General features: G+C 42.2%; 19 protein-coding genes. 17 read left to right on the forward strand and 2 right to left on the reverse strand.

Features of this window, described 5'->3' with window-relative positions:
- Nucleotides 1–178: 178 nt before the first annotated feature.
- From DCC82_RS02970 to DCC82_RS02990, 5 genes are all read left to right on the forward strand, one after another.
- A complete protein-coding gene (locus tag DCC82_RS02970) occupies nt 179–796 on the forward strand; it encodes a thymidine kinase (protein ID WP_108430228.1) in 618 nt (205 codons plus the stop codon).
- A gap of 64 nt (nt 797–860) precedes the next feature.
- Entirely contained in the window at nt 861–1,304 is a 444-nt protein-coding gene (locus DCC82_RS02975) for a hypothetical protein (RefSeq protein ID WP_233252909.1), read from the forward strand.
- A 253-nt stretch (nt 1,305–1,557) separates the two neighbouring features.
- The gene (locus DCC82_RS02980) at nt 1,558–2,706 is read left to right on the forward strand and encodes an iron-containing alcohol dehydrogenase (protein WP_108430229.1); all 1,149 of its coding nucleotides are present in this window, start codon (nt 1,558–1,560) and stop codon (nt 2,704–2,706) included.
- A gap of 2 nt (nt 2,707–2,708) precedes the next feature.
- Nucleotides 2,709–4,367, forward strand: coding sequence for a sensor histidine kinase (locus DCC82_RS02985; protein WP_108430230.1), 1,659 nt, complete (start codon nt 2,709–2,711; stop codon nt 4,365–4,367).
- Between the two features lie 19 nt (nt 4,368–4,386).
- Complete coding sequence (locus tag DCC82_RS02990) at nt 4,387–5,841, forward strand: sigma-54-dependent transcriptional regulator (RefSeq protein WP_097354001.1); 1,455 nt, start codon at nt 4,387–4,389, stop codon at nt 5,839–5,841.
- Nucleotides 5,842–5,882: 41 nt separating this feature from the next.
- Here the strand turns inward: DCC82_RS02990 and adh are convergent, their stop codons facing one another.
- Nucleotides 5,883–7,400: an aldehyde dehydrogenase gene (gene adh / locus DCC82_RS02995; protein ID WP_097354002.1), complete on the reverse strand. Its 1,518-nt coding sequence runs from the start codon at nt 7,398–7,400 to the stop codon at nt 5,883–5,885.
- Nucleotides 7,401–7,477: 77 nt separating this feature from the next.
- Nucleotides 7,478–8,500 (reverse strand): alcohol dehydrogenase AdhP, encoded by a 1,023-nt coding sequence (gene adhP, locus DCC82_RS03000; RefSeq protein ID WP_062678137.1) that lies wholly within the window; start codon nt 8,498–8,500, stop codon nt 7,478–7,480.
- Between the two features lie 275 nt (nt 8,501–8,775).
- Between adhP and prfA the strand changes: the two genes are divergently transcribed.
- From prfA to DCC82_RS03060, 12 genes are all read left to right on the forward strand, one after another.
- A complete protein-coding gene (prfA, locus tag DCC82_RS03005; protein ID WP_015865328.1) occupies nt 8,776–9,852 on the forward strand; it encodes a peptide chain release factor 1 in 1,077 nt (358 codons plus the stop codon).
- Nucleotides 9,842–10,708, forward strand: a complete 867-nt coding sequence (gene prmC / locus DCC82_RS03010) for a peptide chain release factor N(5)-glutamine methyltransferase (protein WP_015865327.1) — start codon at nt 9,842–9,844, stop codon at nt 10,706–10,708. The genes prfA and prmC overlap by 11 nt, the downstream gene beginning before the upstream one ends.
- A gap of 96 nt (nt 10,709–10,804) precedes the next feature.
- Nucleotides 10,805–11,569, forward strand: coding sequence for a stage II sporulation protein R (gene spoIIR / locus DCC82_RS03015; RefSeq protein WP_108430231.1), 765 nt, complete (start codon nt 10,805–10,807; stop codon nt 11,567–11,569).
- A 199-nt stretch (nt 11,570–11,768) separates the two neighbouring features.
- The gene (locus tag DCC82_RS03020; protein ID WP_015865325.1) at nt 11,769–12,815 is read left to right on the forward strand and encodes an L-threonylcarbamoyladenylate synthase; all 1,047 of its coding nucleotides are present in this window, start codon (nt 11,769–11,771) and stop codon (nt 12,813–12,815) included.
- 62 nt (nt 12,816–12,877) lie between these two features.
- Nucleotides 12,878–13,432, forward strand: a complete 555-nt coding sequence (locus tag DCC82_RS03025; RefSeq protein WP_015865324.1) for a manganese efflux pump MntP — start codon at nt 12,878–12,880, stop codon at nt 13,430–13,432.
- A 150-nt stretch (nt 13,433–13,582) separates the two neighbouring features.
- Entirely contained in the window at nt 13,583–14,029 is a 447-nt protein-coding gene (locus tag DCC82_RS03030) for a low molecular weight protein arginine phosphatase (protein WP_015865323.1), read from the forward strand.
- Between the two features lie 13 nt (nt 14,030–14,042).
- Nucleotides 14,043–15,338 (forward strand): methyl-accepting chemotaxis protein, encoded by a 1,296-nt coding sequence (locus DCC82_RS03035; protein WP_097354003.1) that lies wholly within the window; start codon nt 14,043–14,045, stop codon nt 15,336–15,338.
- 90 nt (nt 15,339–15,428) lie between these two features.
- A complete protein-coding gene (rpiB, locus tag DCC82_RS03040) occupies nt 15,429–15,875 on the forward strand; it encodes a ribose 5-phosphate isomerase B (protein ID WP_015865321.1) in 447 nt (148 codons plus the stop codon).
- 19 nt (nt 15,876–15,894) lie between these two features.
- Nucleotides 15,895–16,473 carry a TIGR01440 family protein gene (locus tag DCC82_RS03045; protein ID WP_015865320.1) on the forward strand — a complete coding sequence of 193 codons (579 nt, stop codon included), beginning with the start codon at nt 15,895–15,897 and terminating at the stop codon, nt 16,471–16,473.
- 92 nt (nt 16,474–16,565) lie between these two features.
- Nucleotides 16,566–17,801, forward strand: coding sequence for a serine hydroxymethyltransferase (gene glyA / locus DCC82_RS03050; RefSeq protein WP_015865319.1), 1,236 nt, complete (start codon nt 16,566–16,568; stop codon nt 17,799–17,801).
- 122 nt (nt 17,802–17,923) lie between these two features.
- Complete coding sequence (upp, locus tag DCC82_RS03055; RefSeq protein WP_015865318.1) at nt 17,924–18,553, forward strand: uracil phosphoribosyltransferase; 630 nt, start codon at nt 17,924–17,926, stop codon at nt 18,551–18,553.
- Between the two features lie 296 nt (nt 18,554–18,849).
- Nucleotides 18,850–19,071 (forward strand): AtpZ/AtpI family protein, encoded by a 222-nt coding sequence (locus tag DCC82_RS03060; RefSeq protein WP_015865317.1) that lies wholly within the window; start codon nt 18,850–18,852, stop codon nt 19,069–19,071.
- Nucleotides 19,072–19,077 lie beyond the last annotated feature (6 nt).

A 19,077-nucleotide genomic window follows, 5' to 3' on the forward strand; every position in this document is an offset into this window, starting at 1 on the left:
TCTAGCGGCGAAGTGGACACGCCTCAAAGAATAAGGATTGCTTGAAGCAGTCAAACTTCTTTGGAAGCCCCCCACTTCAAATTTTCGCTAGAAAATTAAGTGGGGGTAGTTCACGGGCAAACAAGGTACAATAAAACATACATACGCCGGCAGATGAGAACGAAGGGAGAGGCATTTCATGTATATTATGAAGCAGTCCGGCTGGCTTGAGGTCATTTGCGGAAGCATGTTTTCCGGAAAATCAGAAGAATTGATCCGCCGCGTTCGTCGCGCGACATTTGCCAAACAAGAAGTGAAAGTATTTAAACCGACCATTGATAATCGTTATAGCGACGAAGCGGTTGTGTCGCATAACGGCAATTCGTTGATCGCCATTCCTGTTTCCTCGCCGAAAGAAATTTTTGAGCATATTTCAGAAAAAACAGACGTTATTGCTATCGACGAAGTGCAGTTTTTTTCCGATGACATTATCGATGTCGTGCAGACGCTGGCAGACCGCGGCTATCGCGTCATTGTCGCGGGATTGGACCAAGATTTCCGTGGCGAACCGTTTGGACCTGTACCAACGTTAATGGCGATTGCCGAATCAGTCACAAAACTGCAAGCGGTATGCACGGTATGCGGTTCCCCTGCAAGCCGGACGCAGCGGCTTATTAATGGCGTTCCAGCGTCTTATTATGACCCTGTTATTTTAGTAGGGGCAAGCGAATCATACGAACCGCGCTGCCGCCACCATCATGAAGTTCCCGGCAAACCGAGGAAAACGGATAAAACAAACCATCATTTCGCCCGTTAAACGGTGAATCCTACCATCTATATTTTTGGGAATGCGGGAAAACCTAACAGCAGGGAGGCGACAAATGATGAGAAACTTGCTGCTGTTAGGTTTTGCTATGGTTCTTTCCGCTTGTTCGATGAATCCAAATCATGCTTCTTACCACGAACAAAGCGAAGACAAAAATGGCACGAAGCTAATGACCGATGATAAAGCGAAAAGCGATTATGACCGCTATTTATATAACAACTTTGACGACCCGGAAAAAACACGGCAAAATCCGAATTTCATCAACACCACAGACAACAGTGGAAATGATCGCGCCGATGTTAGGAAAGCCGTACAAGTCATCGAGACATATACCGATTATGAATTAGGGTCTGTTTGGATGAACGGAAACAATATGTACGTGACGGTTCACGTTCCTTCCTCGATGTCAGAGGAAAAACGGCAAAAAGAACAGAAACGGATTCATCAGTTGCTCACAAAAGCCATTCCGACGTACGATATTCATGTGCGTTTAGATTAAGGATTCATCTTCTGAGAAGAAGATGGATCTTTTTCTTCATCAAATATTGTAATTTGATGGTTAGTTATGCTTTTTTATACGTTTTTGAGTAAAAAAGAAAAATTTGGCTAAATTCGACGGAAAAGAGGTATCCAATTTATTATATGTCGAGAATACACCTAAATTGATATAATTGAATGTAGGAATATACATAATGGTGTCGAATAAAATGTCCTTTAGATGACTTTGACAACTTTTTGGTTAGGTGGGTAATATGAATATTCATAAATTCGTGATGCCGGAGATCATTTTTGGGAATGGTGCTATTGAGCATGTAGGGGAAAGCTGTTTGCGGCTTGGAGCAACTAACGTTTTAATTGTCAGTGACCCGGGAGTGATCGAAGCCGGATGGTTAGATGTTGCCGTAAAAAGTTGCAAACAGGCGAATTTAAAATACACGATATTTCACGATGTAACGATTAATCCAAAAGATATCGAAGTGGAAAAAGGATGCAAAGTTTATATAGAAAATGAATGTGATGCGATCATAGGAATTGGTGGAGGAAGTCCTTTAGATGTGGCGAAGGCCATTGCCATTTTGGCCACCAATGGAGGAAAGATTCACGATTATGAAGGGGTGGACAAAATCAGAAACCCATTGCCTCCACAAGTGATGATTCCTACAACGGCTGGATCAGGTTCTGAAGTGTCGCAATTTTCAGTAATCGTAGATACGTTAGGGCAAAAAAAGATGACGATTATTTCAAGATCACTTATTCCAGATATTGCAATTATTGATCCAGAAACATTATCGACAAAAAGCGCCCGTTTAACTGCTTCAACCGGCTTAGATGTTTTAACGCATGGCATTGAATCATACGTAAGTTTAGCCGCAACCCCATTAACCGATGTTCAAGCAAAAAACGCTATTTCTTTAGTATCAGAATATTTGCGTCCATCTGTTGCTTCAAAAATAAACAAAGAAGCGAAGACACATATGGCAATGGCTAGTTTGCAGGCTGGCCTTGCGTTTTCTAACGCCATTTTAGGCGCGGTGCATGCTATGTCGCATGCGGTCGGAGGAAAGTATCCCGTTCTTCATGGTGATATCAATTCTATTTTACTTCCATATGTGATGGAATATAATCTATTGGCCACCCCGAAAAAATTTGCGGATATCGCGACATTTCTTGGTATTGATATTCGAGGATTGTCATACATGGAAGCGGGAAAAAAAGCGATTGAGTATGTAAAACAATTATCAATGGAGATTGACGCTCCGCAACGATTATCCGATATAGGATTAGAAAAAGGCGAAATACCGCATATGAGTGTCATCGCCCTCCATGATGCTTGTATGATCACCAATCCTCGAGATGTCACAGTAGAAGATATTGAAGAAATATTTAGAAGGGCATGGTAAAGATGAAAGTAGAAGATCGACAACAAATGATTAACTTATTAACTGGCGTTCAGTCTTCGAAAAAAAGTTACTATAACGAATTAAAGAAAACGGTGATTGAGCTCAAAAAGAAAAATATGCAGTTGGAAATTATTAATGATGTAACAAAAAGTTTTAATGTCGATATGTCCATCGATGAAATGTTGAAAAACGTTTTTGATAAGCTGCAAACGATTTTTCCAATCGAAAGAATTAGTTTATCTATGTATGAAAATGAAAAATTGATTTTAACCAATGTTTATCCTCCTCACTCATTGTATTTTCCGATTGGATTTGAGTTGTCAAAAGAGCATTCCCTTTATTGGAAAGCAGTTGAATCACTTGAAAAAATCTTTTATCAAGTAGATTCCAATAAAGAAAACTATGAAGACTATATAGAAAATAAAGTATATGAATCTTTAGGAATTCGCAGTGTATTGTTAGTCCCGCTTATTCACAAAGGGAAAGTCATCGGTGTGTTCAGTATAGGAAGTAAAGAAATGATGGAATATGACGAAGATGATTTGACCTTCTTTCAACAGTTTTGTGACCAGTTAGCCGTGTGCATCGAAAATGCTCGTCTTTATAACGAGGTTCTCACTAGCAAAAAAGAGTGGGAGGAAACATTTCGCGCGGTTTCGGAGATGATTTTAGTCGTTGATTTAGAAGGAAATATTTTGAAATATAATGACGCAGCGAAAGATTTTTTCCAACTTCATTTATATCCACGGGAGAAACGAAACTTTCATCAACTTTTATCGTTAGACATCCATAACAGTCCCGTGCTGAAAATGGTTCAAACAAAAAAGCCTGTCTATCAGGAGATTCATTTTCAAAAGCGAGTATGTGAATTGCGTGCTTATCCAGTATTCAATGAAAGTCAACACATCTATGCCATTATTATTTATATTAATGACATTACGGAAAAACTCCGGATTGAAGCGCAATTAGTTCAATCAGGAAAGTTGGCCGCGATCGGAGAGATGGCAGCGGGAATCGCCCATGAATTGAATAACCCATTGACGGCTATTTTAGGCAATGCCCAATTGCTGTTAAGAACAGCAGATGATCGATCCTACAAATTGCTTTCCGATATTTATTCGTGCGGAAAGAGATGCAAAACGATTATCCAAAATTTATTGACTTTCTCCCGGCAGGATGAATATATGTTTGAAGATTGCTCTGTCAATGAAGCGGTGGAGCAAGTGCTAGGGTTAATCGGTGATCAAATTAAGAAACAAAATATCACCATTCAGAAAAAATTAGATCATTCACTGGAATTGATTGAAGGAAATATTCAGCAAATCGGACAAATTGTTTTAAATCTTTTAATTAATGCAAAAGACGCATTGGAAGAAATGGATATTCCAAAAAAAGTTATTTCTATTGAAACGAAATCGATGACGGAAGACGGCAAGAAGTGGATTCTTTTATCGGTTCAAGATAACGGCAAAGGAATTGAAGAACAATACTTGCAAGAGATTTTTAATCCTTTCTTTACAACGAAAAGGCCAGGGAAAGGAACGGGACTTGGATTATCCGTCAGCTTAGGAATCGCGCAAGCTCACGGAGGGACCATCGAGGTGATAAGCCATCCTGGAAAAGGAAGTACATTTATGTTAAAGCTGCCGGCAAAGCAATAAACGTGGGAGTGAACAATTAATGCCCAATGTGTTAGTGATTGACGATGAACGAGAAGTATGTACATTTTTCCTTCATTTGTTAGAGGGAAAAGGATATCATGTCAAGTTAGGATGGAACGGCAAAGACTTTTTAAAATTAATTCAACAATATTCATTTGACCTTGCCTTAATTGATGTAAAGCTGCCAGACACAAATGGGTTGGAGCTGTTAAAACAGTTAAAAGCCGTTCAACCATCGTGCAAGGTCATTATTATGACGGGATACAGCACTGTGAAGACTGCGGTAGAAGCAATTAAGTATGGCGCAAGTGATTATATTGAGAAGCCATTTGACGATATTGATGAGTTAGAAAAAATCATTGAAGAATTGCTCGATAGTGAAATCCATTCGTCTCAACATGATATGTATAAGTTGGCGGAAGCGCTCGGTTTTGTTATCGGAACGAATAAAGAAATGAACGATTTAATCAAGCTTGCTTATAAAATTGCGAAAAAAAATGTAAACGTGTTAATTGAAGGAGAGACCGGAACGGGAAAAGAAGTGCTCGCGCATTTTATTCATCAAGCAAGCATGCGTTATGACCAGCCTTTTATTGGAATCAACTGCGGGGCGCTGTCGGAAACGCTGCTTGAAAGCGAATTGTTTGGCCATGAAAAAGGGGCGTTTACGGGAGCGTTGAAAGAAAAGAAAGGAATTTTCGAGATCGCGAACAGAGGAACATTATTTTTGGACGAAATAGGGGAAGCATCCTTAGCTACACAAGTAAAATTATTACGTGTGTTGGAAACGGGAGAGTATATTCGCGTCGGTGGCGAAACCGTCCGTAGAACCAATGCTAGAATTATCGCCGCTTCCCATGTCAATCTCAGTCAGGCGGTAAAAGAGAAAACGTTTCGTGAAGACTTATTATACCGGTTAGATGTAGTAAAATTAACGATTCCTCCTTTAAGAGAACGGATAGATGATTTACCTATTTTGATCAAGCACTTTTTAAAAAAGCTGAATTCTACTCTTATTTTTTCCGACGATGCCATTTTGCAAATGAAACAATATTCATGGCCGGGAAATGTGAGAGAGCTTTTTAACGTCGTAAAAAGAGCGGTGACGTTGGCGGAAGGCGAAACGATGGTAATCACTCCTGATTATCTTCCAGAAAAAATAAGAACGGAAACGAATATATCTTCGATTCCATCAAGTGAAATTAAAAATAACAACGAGATGGATTTAGAATCTTACTTGCAAAACTGGACCGGCTATATTTTATCATTATGGAAAGAAAACAATGAGCGGCTTGATCTTCAACATGTTTTAGATGCCGTAAAAGATTTAGAAACGCAGATCGGACGATTTTTCGTTTGGAAAACGTTGAAGGAAACATTAGGAGATAAAAAAGAAGCGGCAGAACGGTTAAACATTACGGTGCGCCAGCTTCGCTATTTATTGAAAGAAAAAGGGACTGCTTTAAAAGAATAAAATTTAAAAGCAGTCCCTTTTTAACATATTATTTTTATTTTTCAGAAAAATCCTTGGGCTTTTGGGCTGTAACTTACCAATAAGTTCTTTGTTTGTTGATAATGGGATAGCATCATTTTATGTGTTTCCCGTCCAAATCCAGATAGTTTATAACCGCCAAATGCAGCATGGGCTGGATACGAGTGATAACAATTCGTCCATACCCTACCAGCTTGAATACCTCTACCAAAACGATAGGCAAGATTAATATTTCGTGTCCAAACTCCTGCGCCTAAGCCATATAATGTATCATTGGCAATTTCTAATGCTTCCTTTTCATCTTTAAATGTAGTAACAGATACAACCGGTCCAAAAATTTCTTCTTGAAAGATTCTCATTTTATTATGACCTTTAAATACAGTCGGCTTAATATAATATCCATTTTCGAATCCTTCAATAATGTTTTTTTCTCCACCGATGAGGCATTCTGCTCCTTCTTGTTTACCAATTTCAATGTAAGAAAGTATTTTTTCCATTTGTTCGGATGAGGCTTGTGCACCCATCATTGTATCAGTATCTAATGGGTTTCCTGTTTTAATATTTTTTACTCTCTCTAACGCTCGTTCCATAAAATCATCATAAATTGATTCATGAATGAGCGCTCGAGATGGGCATGTACATACTTCTCCTTGGTTGAGAGCAAACATCGCAAATCCTTCAATGGCTTTGTCTAAAAATTCGTCTTCTTGATCCATCACGTCAGGGAAAAATATGTTTGGAGATTTGCCGCCTAGCTCAAGAGTAACTGGAATGATATTTTGGGAAGCATATTGCATAATAAGCCGACCTGTTGTCGTTTCTCCGGTAAAGGCGATTTTGGCGATACGTGAACTCGAAGCTAGAGGTTTTCCAGCTTCAAGACCAAATCCATTAACGACATTTAGTACTCCTGGTGGCAATAGATCACCGATAAGTTCCATCAGCACCATAATGGAAGCAGGAGTTTGCTCTGCTGGTTTTAACACAATGCAATTGCCCGCTGCCAGTGCGGGAGCGATTTTCCATGCAGCCATTAATAACGGAAAGTTCCAAGGAATAATTTGTCCAACAACGCCTAACGGTTCATGGAAATGATAAGCTACTGTATCATCATCAATTTGGCTGATCGTGCCTTCCTGGGCGCGGATAACTCCGGCAAAGTAACGAAAATGATCAATACATAACGGTAAGTCAGCATTCAATGTTTCTCGAATAGGCTTACCATTGTCCCACGTTTCAGCTACCGCGAGCATTTCTAGATTAGCCTCAATGCGATCGGCAATTTTATTTAAAATTAACGCTCTTTCCGCTGGAGAAGTTTTTCCCCATGATTCTTTTGCAGCATGGGCAGCGTCTAACGCTAACTCAATATCTTCTGCTTGGGAGCGAGCGACTTCACAAAACACTTCGCCAGTTACAGGGGTGACATTTTCGAAATATTGCCCTCCAATAGGCGGAACCCATTCACCATTAATATAATTATCATATCTTGTTTTAAATTGTACTTTTGCGTCTTTTTCTCCTGGGCGGCTATAAATCATGCTTTTTCCCTCCTATAATGTCATTTTGAATAGGGAGCGGTCAAAAAGACCGTCTCCCGTGTGGATCATATGTTCCATTAACGGTTTACACCGATTGTTAAAACGACCCGGCCGTTAATTTTTCCTTTTTCCATTCTCTCAAATACTTCATTGATTTGTTCTAGTGGAGCGGTTTCTACAATAGGGCGTACTTTTCCTCTCGCAGCGAAATCCAACGCTTCTTGCATATCTTTTCTCGTACCGACGATTGATCCTTTCACCGTAATTCCATTTAATACCGTATCGAAAATAGGGATTGGCAGTTCATCGTTAGGCAATCCAACAACAACAAGGCATCCGCCGCGTCTTACAGATTTATAGGCTTGTTCAAACGCTTTTTTCGTTACGGCAACGCTAATGGCAGCGTGCACTCCGCCTACTTTTTCATGAATAGCTTCTACTGGATCCTCTTTTAGTCCATTAATAGCAATATCCGCCCCTAATTGTTTGGCAAGATCTATTTTTTCATCGCTAATATCGACCGCGACAACGTTGAATCCCATTGCTTTCGCGTATTGAAGAGCAATATGCCCTAATCCTCCGATTCCGTAGATGGCTACCCATTCTCCCGGTTTGGCGTTAGACACTTTTAGCGCTTTGTATGTCGTTACTCCCGCGCAGAGAATCGGCGCGACTTCGACTGGATCTAAATTTTCTGGGATTTTTGCGACATAATCGGCAGGTGCTTTGCAGTATTCCGCATATCCCCCATCGACGGAATATCCACCGTTTAATTGATGTGGGCAAAGTGTTTCTTGCCCGCTCAAGCAATATTCACATTCTCCGCAAGCGGAGTATAGCCATGGGACACCGACACGGTCACCTACTTTAACGGATTTTACTCCTTCTGCTACTTCGACAACAATCCCTACCCCTTCGTGTCCAGGAATTAAAGGCAATTTTGGCTTGACTGGCCAGTCTCCGTGCGCAGCATGCAAATCGGTGTGGCAAACCCCGCAAGCTTCAATTTTGATAAGTACTTCTCCATAGTTTAGCTTCGGTTTTTCCACCTCTTTAATTTCTAATTTTTGCTTAAATTCATTGACAACCGCTGCTTTCATTCTCCCTACCCCTTTCTAAATTTGAAAAATAGTTTCGCTAATTTACTTTGCAAAAAGTATGCCAATAGAAAAAAACGATTTTTCTATGACCAATACCTATTTTTTGCCGAATTTTTGTTAAAATTGAACGAAATCTCGATGATTTTGACTAATTTTCGTAATATTGATTTTATTTGGCTTGTGAAACTCTCTTATACTATACACACTTTTCTGTTTCATATATTTGGGATATAATAATAAATTAGACTGTGCATCGAAAAACAGAGGTGAAAAACGTGTTTGAACGTCTGGAAGCAGTAGAAGAACGTTATGAAAAATTAAATCAACTGCTCATGGATCCGGAAGTCATTAACGATCCAAAAAAACTTCGCGACTATTCGAAAGAGCAATCGGATTTATCAGAAACGGTACAAACGTATCGCGAATACAAATCGGTCCGCAAGCAGCTGGATGAGGCAAAAGCGATGTTAGAAGAGAAGCTTGATCCAGAAATGCGGGAAATGGTGAAAGAAGAAATTGATGAGTTGGAACAAAAAGAAGAAGAGCTTGTCAATAAGTTGAAAATTCTTCTTCTTCCGAAAGATCCGAACGATGAGAAAAACGTTATTATGGAAATCCGTGCCGCGGCAGGCGGCGAGGAAGCGGCGCTATTTGCCGGCGACTTGTACCGGATGTATACACGCTATGCGGAATCGCAAGGATGGAAAACGGAAGTTATTGAAGCGAGTCCGACCGGGCTTGGAGGATATAAAGAAATTATTTTTACGATTATCGGAAAAGGAGCGTATTCCAAGCTGAAATACGAAAACGGCGCGCACCGAGTGCAGCGCGTCCCGGAAACGGAATCTGGCGGACGTATTCACACATCGACGGCAACGGTTGCTTGTTTGCCGGAAATGGAAGAAATCGAAGTCGAAATTAACGAAAAAGATATTCGCGTCGATACGTTTGCATCGAGCGGACCGGGTGGACAAAGCGTGAACACCACGATGTCGGCGGTTCGTTTGACGCACATTCCAACGGGAATTGTCGTAACGTGCCAAGACGAAAAATCGCAAATTAAAAACAAAGAAAAAGCAATGAAAGTGTTACGCGCCCGCATTTATGACAAATACCAACAAGAAGCGCGCGCGGAATACGATCAGACGCGCAAACAAGCAGTTGGAACAGGGGATCGTTCGGAGCGAATTCGCACGTATAACTTCCCGCAAAACCGTGTGACCGACCATCGCATTGGATTGACGATTCAAAAGCTTGATCAAGTGTTAGACGGCAACCTCGATGAAATTATTGAAGCACTGATATTAGACGATCAATCAAAAAAATTGGAGCAAGCGAACAATGAGCTATAAAATTTACGAAGTCCTCACATGGGCTTCTTCTTTTTTAAAACAACATGGCAAAGAAGAGCGGGCCGCGGAACTATTGCTTTGCCACCATTTGCAAATCACAAGAGCGCAGCTGTTTGCCCGGCTGCGCGATCCAATCGATGAAAACGTGCGCCAATCATTTGAAGCAGATGTTCGTAAGCATGTGTATGAACATGTTCCGGTGCAGCATCTGATCGGTTTGGAACAATTTTACGGCCGGCCGTTTCTCGTCAATCGCAATGTGCTGATCCCCCGCCCGGAAACAGAGGAATTAGTGGAAGGCGTGCTAACCAGAATCACACAATTATTCCCGGGAAATAAAACGATCGATGTGGTCGACGTCGGGACAGGAAGCGGGGCGATTGCGATTACGCTGGCATTAGAAAACAAATCGCTTCGCGTTGCGGCCATCGATATTGCTCCCGAGGCTCTGGAAGTGGCAAAGCGAAATGCGGAACGTCTTGGAGCGGATGTTGCATTCATTTGCGGCGACTTATTGCAGCCTCTTGTAGAGGCCAGTCGCAAAGTAGACGTTGTCGTTTCCAATCCGCCATATATTCCGGAGAATGAAATTGCTTCGCTTTCCCCTGTCGTAAAAGATTATGAGCCTTTACGGGCGCTTTCCGGCGGCAAAGACGGCCTTGATTTTTACCGCCGTTTCGCCCGCGAGCTGCCATTCGTATTAAAAGAACGCGCGCTTGTCGCGTTCGAAGTAGGAGCTGGGCAGGGAGAGGCGGTCGCGGCAATATTGCGGCAGACGTTTCCACAAGCAGAGGTGGAAGTTGTTTTCGACATTAACGGAAAAGACCGAATGGTATATGCATCATTAGGAAAATAACTTCCAGTACCACCTGGAAGTTATTTTTTTAGATTGATAGAGTTTAAAATTTGCTTGCGCTGTCCACAATGAAAAGTGAAAGGACGGTGCAAGCAAATGAACCAAAAAAATATCGGAATTATTTTATATATACTTCTATTAATCATCGGGGTGCTGGTAAATGTATATGGCCATCAAACGAAAGCGGGGGAAAACGCGACGGTCGCTATTCCGGACGAAGCGATCCGTCTGCGGATTTTAGCCAATAGCGATTCTGCGGAAGATCAAGCGTTGAAACGAAAAGTGCGCAACGCGGTGAATGCGCAAATTAATGGGTGGGTAGCCGATTTAACGTCTTTTCAAGAGGCAAAGCAAGTGATTCGATCCCATATTCCAGAAATTGAACAAACTGTAGCGGATGTGTTGCGAAAAGAACACAGCGATCAATCGTATAAAGTACAGTTCGGAAAAGTCAATTTTCCGACAAAAATTTATGGGAATTACGTTTATCCAGCCGGGCAATATGATGCTGTTTTAATTACGCTTGGCGAGGGAAAAGGAGCAAACTGGTGGTGCGTTTTATTTCCGCCGCTTTGTTTTCTTGATTTTAGCAATAGCGATGCGGTGCGAATGAACGAGCAACCATACGACGCCAATGACAATAAAAAAGAGGTGTTCGCTCCTGCACAAGGAGAGAATAAGGAAACGGTAGAAACAGACGAACAGCAAGAACAAAGCAGCAAGAAGGAAAAAACCATAAAAGAAGAGGAAGTAAAGCGGGCAAGTATAGCAACGACGCCGTCTCCGTTTGTAGCAGAAAATGATCAACCTGTGGAAGTCAAATTTTTCGTGAAAGAACTTATTGAACAATTGATTCCATAATAGTTTGTGGATAAATGTGTAAAACTCACTCACATATCCACAAACTTATCCACTAAAATAACACATTTATCCACATTTTGTGGATAAATTTTGCGAAACTTTTTTCTTTTTTTCATTTTAAGATATAATTCTCGAAGAGATTGTTGATATTTTTATACTATTTTGCTAGCAAGCAGCAACGATAGTTGGGGGGAACAGAGTGGAAACGAATATTTGGGTTGTGGATAATATTGTTGATAAACAAAGTATTTATCCACAGGTTAAAGAGGCTGCACAACTATTGAAATCCGGCGAGGTTGTCGCTTTCCCAACGGAAACGGTGTATGGACTGGGGGCAAACGCGAAAGATGCAAAAGCAGTGGAAAAAATTTTCGCGGCAAAAGGCCGCCCAAGTGATAATCCGCTTATTGTCCACATCGCTCATCTTAAACAGCTAGAAGAGATGGTTTCTGCCATTCCTGATGTGGCGCATACGTTAATAAAACGCTTTTGGCCAGGACCGCTTACGCTCGTTCTGCCAAAAAAAGAAGGAGTGATTTCTGATCCAGTAACAGCAGGATTGCCTACTGTAGCGGTGCGCATGCCAGCACATCCAGTCGCCCTTGCGTTAATTGAAGCCAGCGGATTGCCATTGGCCGCGCCGAGTGCCAATATATCAGGGCGTCCGAGCCCAACGACAGCAGCGCATGTGTTCGCTGACTTAAATGGACGGATTGCTGGCATTGTCGATGGCGGGGAAACAGGTATTGGAGTGGAATCGACCGTTCTTGACTGTACGACGAAAGTGCCGACAATTTTACGTCCGGGCGGTGTAACAAAGGAAGCACTCGAGAAAGTGATCGGAAATGTTTTCGTAGATAGCGCGCTAACCGATGAACGGCAAACACCGAAATCACCGGGAATGAAATATACACATTACGCCCCAAAATCACCAATGGCGATTGTTCAAGGCTCTCCGGCTTTTTTGCAAACGCTTGTGAATAAACAACGTACGCTTGGAAAAAAAGTCGGTGTCCTAACGACAGAAGAAAACCGCTCTTTTTATGATGCCGATGTAGTGTTAGCGTGCGGATCGCGTCATGATTTACATACCGTAGCAAGCCATTTATATGATACGCTTCGAAAATTTGACGAAACAGATGTTGATTTCATTTATAGCGAATCGTTTCCGACAGAAGGAATTGGAGAAGCTATTATGAATCGGCTGAAAAAAGCCGCAGGTCATCAAGTGATTGATGAAAAATAAATCTTCTAAAATTCCCGGACATGCATATGTTAACAGTAAGGCAAGTCCGGGAGGGAAATCAAATGAAGATGTTCATCGGCGAACTTGTGGCACTATCGATGATGGCGTTTGCATTAGGAATGGATGCATTCTCCGTCGCATTAGGCATGGGGTTGTTTCGATTGCAATTAAAACAAATTTTTTACATAGGCATTATGATTGGGCTTTTTCATATTATTATGCCGTTTTTAGGAATGTTCCTCGGCCGCTTTTTATCATACCAATTTGGCAGCATCGCCTCTTATATCGGAGGGGCGTTGCTGCTATTGTTAGGAATTCAAATGATTGTTACATCCTTTAAAAAGGAAAGCGATAGGTTTGTTTCGCCAATGGGAATAGGACTTATTTTTTTTGCTTTTAGTGTGAGCCTTGACAGCTTTTCTGTCGGGCTTAGTCTCGGCATTTACGGCGTGCGAATATTGCTTACGATTTTATTGTTTGGTTTTTTCAGCACGGTGTTGACGTGGATGGGATTAATGTTAGGGCGTCATTTCCAACAATGGCTTGGTGCTTACAGTGAGGCGCTTGGCGGCAGTATTTTGTTAGCGTTTGGGCTGAAACTATTATTTTCGTTTTAAGTTGGCTGCTGCTCACTAAAAAACAAAAGAGCTGCTCCAAAAAGAAGTTTGAACGTTTTGGGCCGCTTTTTTGACACTATATTTTGCTGGTAATTTTTATTATAATTAATTTGTACGTTAGTCGAGTTATGAACGGTAAGAGGTGTTTGTATGTCGCATCGCATTTTATTTGTTTGCACGGGAAACACATGCCGCAGCCCGATGGCGGCAGCGTTATTAAAAAGCAAACAATTGCCAGATTTGGAGGTGAAATCAGCGGGGGTGTTTGCTGCGGAAGGAAGCGATGCTTCGCCTCACGCAAAAACGGTGTTGAAAGAAAAAGGAATTGAAGCAGAACATCGTTCGTCATTGCTAAAAAAGGAAGATATCGATTGGGCGACGCATATTTTTGCCATGACGGCTGGGCATAAGCAGTTAATCATTGAAAGATTTCCAGAAGCGAAAGAGAAAACATTCACTCTCAAAGAATTTGTTTTCGGAAAACAAGGGGACGTATCCGATCCATTTGGCGGTTCTGTTGAAACGTATCGCAAGACGAGAGATGAGCTGGAAAATCTGATTGATCATCTTGTATGTAAGCTTGGGGGAAATCAGTAGGGGGATATAGGGAATGGAAAAGCGAAAAAAGAGATATCGCTTTAGTTTACGGCTAAAGCTTGTTGTGTTTACAACCGTGTTAGCGCTTATTACATATTCGACGAGTGCGTTTTTTATTTATATTTTGTATGATTTATTCTTCACTTCGATGAACAAAAGCGCGTTTACCATTATTATACTATTGCTTGGAATCATTTGGTCAGGCTTGCTTGCATACATGGCATCAGGATTGATCGTAAAGCCGTTGCATCGGTTAGAACAGGCGGCAATCAAAGCAGCAAGCGGACAAATTAATGAAGATGTTCCGTTGCCCAAATTAGATGATGAAATCCGCTCATTAGGGATTGCTTTTAATGAAATGTTGCGAAGTTTGCGAACAATTGTGAAAAATATTGAAGATAATTTTTCTCGCACGAATGAGAAAGTCGTGGAAATTACGAACGCTTCCCTTGTTGCGGCAGAGCGTTCGAAAGATATTGCCCACACGATTGAAGAAATTTCTAAAGGCGCGAATGACTCTGCTGTATCGATGCAAACGGCTGCTGAGTCGGTGGATGATGTGCTGCGCATTGCGAATCAAGTGCAGCAAAAGGCGAATCAATCCGAACAATTAGCGAAGGAAATGGTGACAACATTACATAAAAGCCGTGAAGTCATTAGTTCGCTTGTCAGCGGAATCGAACAATTGGCGCGCAATAATCAAACGTCTTTAAGTGCGGTCGAGCGGCTGGAGCAACACGCGAAAGAAGTGGAAAACATTATCTCTCTAGTCGGTGATATTGCCGGGCAAACGAACTTGCTTGCCTTAAATGCCTCCATTGAAGCGGCGCGAGCTGGCGAGCATGGAAAAGGTTTTGCTGTTGTCGCGGAAGAAGTCCGGAAGCTTGCGGATGAGAGCGCAAAAGCGGTTCAAGGGATTTCTGAGCTGATTCAAAACATTCAAAAGGAAGTCGCACATGTCGTATCACAAATTCATGAGCAAGTAAAATCCGCGAATGAAGAAGCCGCAAAAGGCGCTGATACGAACGACGCGATTGCGGAAATGACCAAATCGATTCACGAAGTCGTTCGTTCCGTCCATGAAATTGCGGAATTAGCGAAAGAACAAATGTCACATATCGAAAAAGCATCGATTCAATCACAAGAAGTTGCGGCGATTGCCGAAGAAACGTCGGCTGGGGCGATGGAAGTAACGGCGGCAACACAAGAACAAACTTCTGTTATTCAGCATGTAAACAAACTAGCGGAAGAATTGGCGGAACAAGCGAAAAAATTAAAAGAAACGATCGACCAATTTGGTACAAGATAAAATTAGAAAGGTCGCCTTCTATATCGGAAACATGTAAAATGAATAGAAAGGCGGCTTTTTTCTATATGACAAAACAAGGAGGAAATGAACATGAAAGTAGCGATTGCATCTGATCACGGCGGAATTCATATTCGTGAAGAAATTAAAAAATTAATGGACGAAATGGGGATCGAGTACATCGACTTAGGATGTGAATGCGAAACATCGGTCGATTATCCTGATTATGCTATTCCAGTTGCGGAAAAAGTCGCAAACGGGGAAGTGGATCGCGGCATTTTAATTTGCGGCACCGGAATTGGCATGACGATTGCCGCTAATAAAGTAAAAGGCATTCGTTGCGCGCTCTGTCACGACGTATATAGCGCCAAATTAACGCGCCAGCATAATGATAGCAACATATTAGCGATGGGAGAACGCGTCATTGGACCAGGATTAGCGCGTGAAATCGCGAAAGTGTGGTTGACGACGGAATTTGAAGGCGGACGTCACGCACGACGCGTGGAAAAAATTACACAATATGAAAACAAACATTTATAACATGGGAGGAATCGTCAATATGTCTTCCCCATTATCCGAATGGAAGCAGCAATGGCAGACGATTATTCGTGAATTTCGAAAGCAAGTCCCGCTTTCATCCGAGCATATTCTTGTCATCGGCTGCAGCACAAGCGAAGTGATCGGCGAGAAAATCGGAACAGCTGGCTCAACGGAAGTCGCCGAAATGCTGTTTGCCGAATTGAGAAAGTGGCATGAGGAAACAGGGGTGCAGCTAGCGTTTCAATGTTGCGAACATTTAAACCGCGCGCTTGTTGTAGAAAGACAGACCGCCATGTCCCGTCAGCTTGAAATCGTCTCGGTCATCCCTGTCCGAACAGCCGGCGGAGCAATGGCTGAATACGCGTATCGTCATATGAACGATCCCGTCGTTGTCGAATTTATTAAAGCAGATGCCGGCATTGATATCGGCGATACATTGATCGGCATGCATTTAAAGCATGTCGCTGTTCCTGTGCGCGTGTCGTTAAAGCAAGTGGGACATGCCCATGTGACATTGGCAAAAACGAGACCGAAACTGATCGGCGGCGCCCGCGCAGTCTACTCTTTAGAAAATCCGAATACTTCTTGCACTTCCTGATGATTTTGTTCATTTTTTCTTTGAATCTACCCGCAAAAAGCTGGTAAAATAAAAAAGAATATTCATTATTTCGAAATGAGGGGGAGCTAGTGATGAACTACTTGCCACAACAAGATCCGCAAGTATTTGAAGCGATTCAAAATGAGTTGAAACGGCAGCAATCAAAAATTGAATTAATCGCGTCAGAAAATTTTGTCAGCCGCGCTGTTATGGAAGCGCAAGGATCGGTATTAACGAATAAATATGCTGAAGGATATCCGGGCCGCCGCTATTATGGTGGCTGCGAATATGTCGATGTCGTCGAGGATCTCGCGCGCGAACGGGCGAAAAAATTGTTTGGCGCGGAACATGCCAACGTACAGCCGCATTCTGGCGCACAAGCGAACATGGCGGTATATTTTACTGTTTTGGAACATGGCGATACGGTGCTTGGGATGAATTTGTCGCACGGCGGTCATTTAACGCATGGCAGCCCAGTCAACTTTAGCGGCATTCAATATAACTTTGTCGAATATGGTGTCGATCCAGAAACACATGTCATTGATTATGATGATGTGCTTGAAAAAGCGCGCATACATAAGCCGAAACTGATTGTAGCAGGGGCAAGCGCTTATCCGCGCATCATCGATTTTAAACGTTTCCGTGAAATCGCTGATGAAGTAGGGGCGTACTTGATGGTAGACATGGCGCACATTGCAGGTCTTGTTGCGGCAGGTCTTCATCCAAATCCGGTGCCATATGCGCATTTTGTGACCACAACAACGCATAAGACGCTCCGCGGGCCGCGCGGCGGCATGATCCTTTGCAAAGAAGAGTTTGCAAAACAAATTGACAAAGCGATCTTCCCAGGCATTCAAGGCGGACCGCTCATGCACGTCATCGCGGCGAAAGCAGTCGCGCTCGGTGAAGCACTGCAAGACAGCTTTAAAACATATGCGCAAAATATCATCAACAACGCAAAACGCCTCGCGGAAGCATTGAAAAAAGAAGGCTTTACACTCGTTTCCGGCGGAACAGACAACCACTTGTTGTTAATTGATTTACGTTCCCTTGGCCTCACTGGAAAAGTGGCGGAAAAAGTGTTGGACGAAGTCGGTATCACCGTCAACAAAAATACGATTCCGTACGATCCGGAAAGCCCATTTGTGACAAGCGGCATCCGTATCGGCACCGCCGCGGTAACGACGCGCGGATTCGGTTTGGAAGAAATGGATGAAATCGCAAGCATTATTAGTCTTACATTAAAACATCACGAAGACGGAGCAAAATTGGAAGAAGCGCGAAAACGCGTAGCGGCATTAACGGAAAAATTCCCATTATATCGTTGACAAAAAACGCGCCTCTAAGACGAATGTCTTTAGAGGCGCGTTTTTGTTTGTAGTTGAATACACGTATATTTTTCGGTAGAATTAATGGAAGTGTAAACTGCAAACAAAGAGGAGAGTGCAAAATGGGAAAAGTATATGTATTCGATCATCCACTTATTCAACATAAGCTGACATATATTCGCGACAAAAACACTGGCACGAAAGAGTTTCGTGAACTTGTCGAAGAAGTGGCGACGTTGATGGCGTTTGAAATTACGCGCGATCTCCCGCTTGAAGAAGTAGAAATTGAGACACCGGTCAGCAAAGCAAAATCGAAAGTAATCGCAGGCAAAAAACTTGGTGTAATCCCGATTTTGCGCGCAGGAATCGGTATGGTCGATGGCATTTTAAAATTGATTCCAGCCGCGAAAGTCGGCCATATCGGGTTATATCGCGACCCAGAAACATTAAAACCGGTTGAATATTACGTGAAGCTGCCGACCGATGTAGAAGAGCGCGATTTTATTGTTGTGGACCCAATGCTCGCGACAGGCGGATCAGCGGTAGAAGCGATTAACGCCTTAAAAAAACGCGGCGCGAAAAGCATTAAATTTATGTGTTTGATCGCCGCTCCGGAAGGCGTTGAAGCGGTGAAAAAAGCGCATCCGGACGTTGACATTTATATCGCTGCGCTCGATGAAAAACTAAATGATCATGGTTATATTGTCCCAGGACTTGGGGACGCCGGCGATCGCCTGTTCGGCACCAAATAGGACGGCATTCAAGGACGGATCATTTCGTGGAAATGATGCCGTCTTTTTTTATCAAAAACAAAATTGTGTCTAAAAAAGTAAATATATCATTATACACTAGTTTAGTGAAAAGAAAATTAATAAATGTCACAAATTATTAATATTTTCGTTGTTATAATACAGTTTTTTTCTATGAAACACATTGACATCGACCCCATGGTATTGTATGCTTGACAGGGGATGTATGATAAGGTTTTCAGATACACTATATACATAGTTTTTACGATAGTTTTTACGAATGTGAGGACTATAACGATATGGGGCAAAACCAACGCTATCCTTTCCGGGCAATCGGTTTGATGTCTGCCATTGTTTCTCAGTTGGCTGGTTCTGTTTTAATTGGTATATTCGGCGGCAGATGGCTTGATCGAAAGTTTGACTCCGAACCTCTTTTTCTTATTATTGGTCTCCTTCTTGGACTAGCTGCGGGCATCTCTGCAATGTTAAGAACAATCCGTCAATTTTTTTCAGGGGAATAATAGAAT

This window comes from Geobacillus sp. LYN3, from assembly GCF_003064505.1.
Lineage (GTDB): Bacteria > Bacillota > Bacilli > Bacillales > Anoxybacillaceae > Parageobacillus_B > Parageobacillus_B toebii.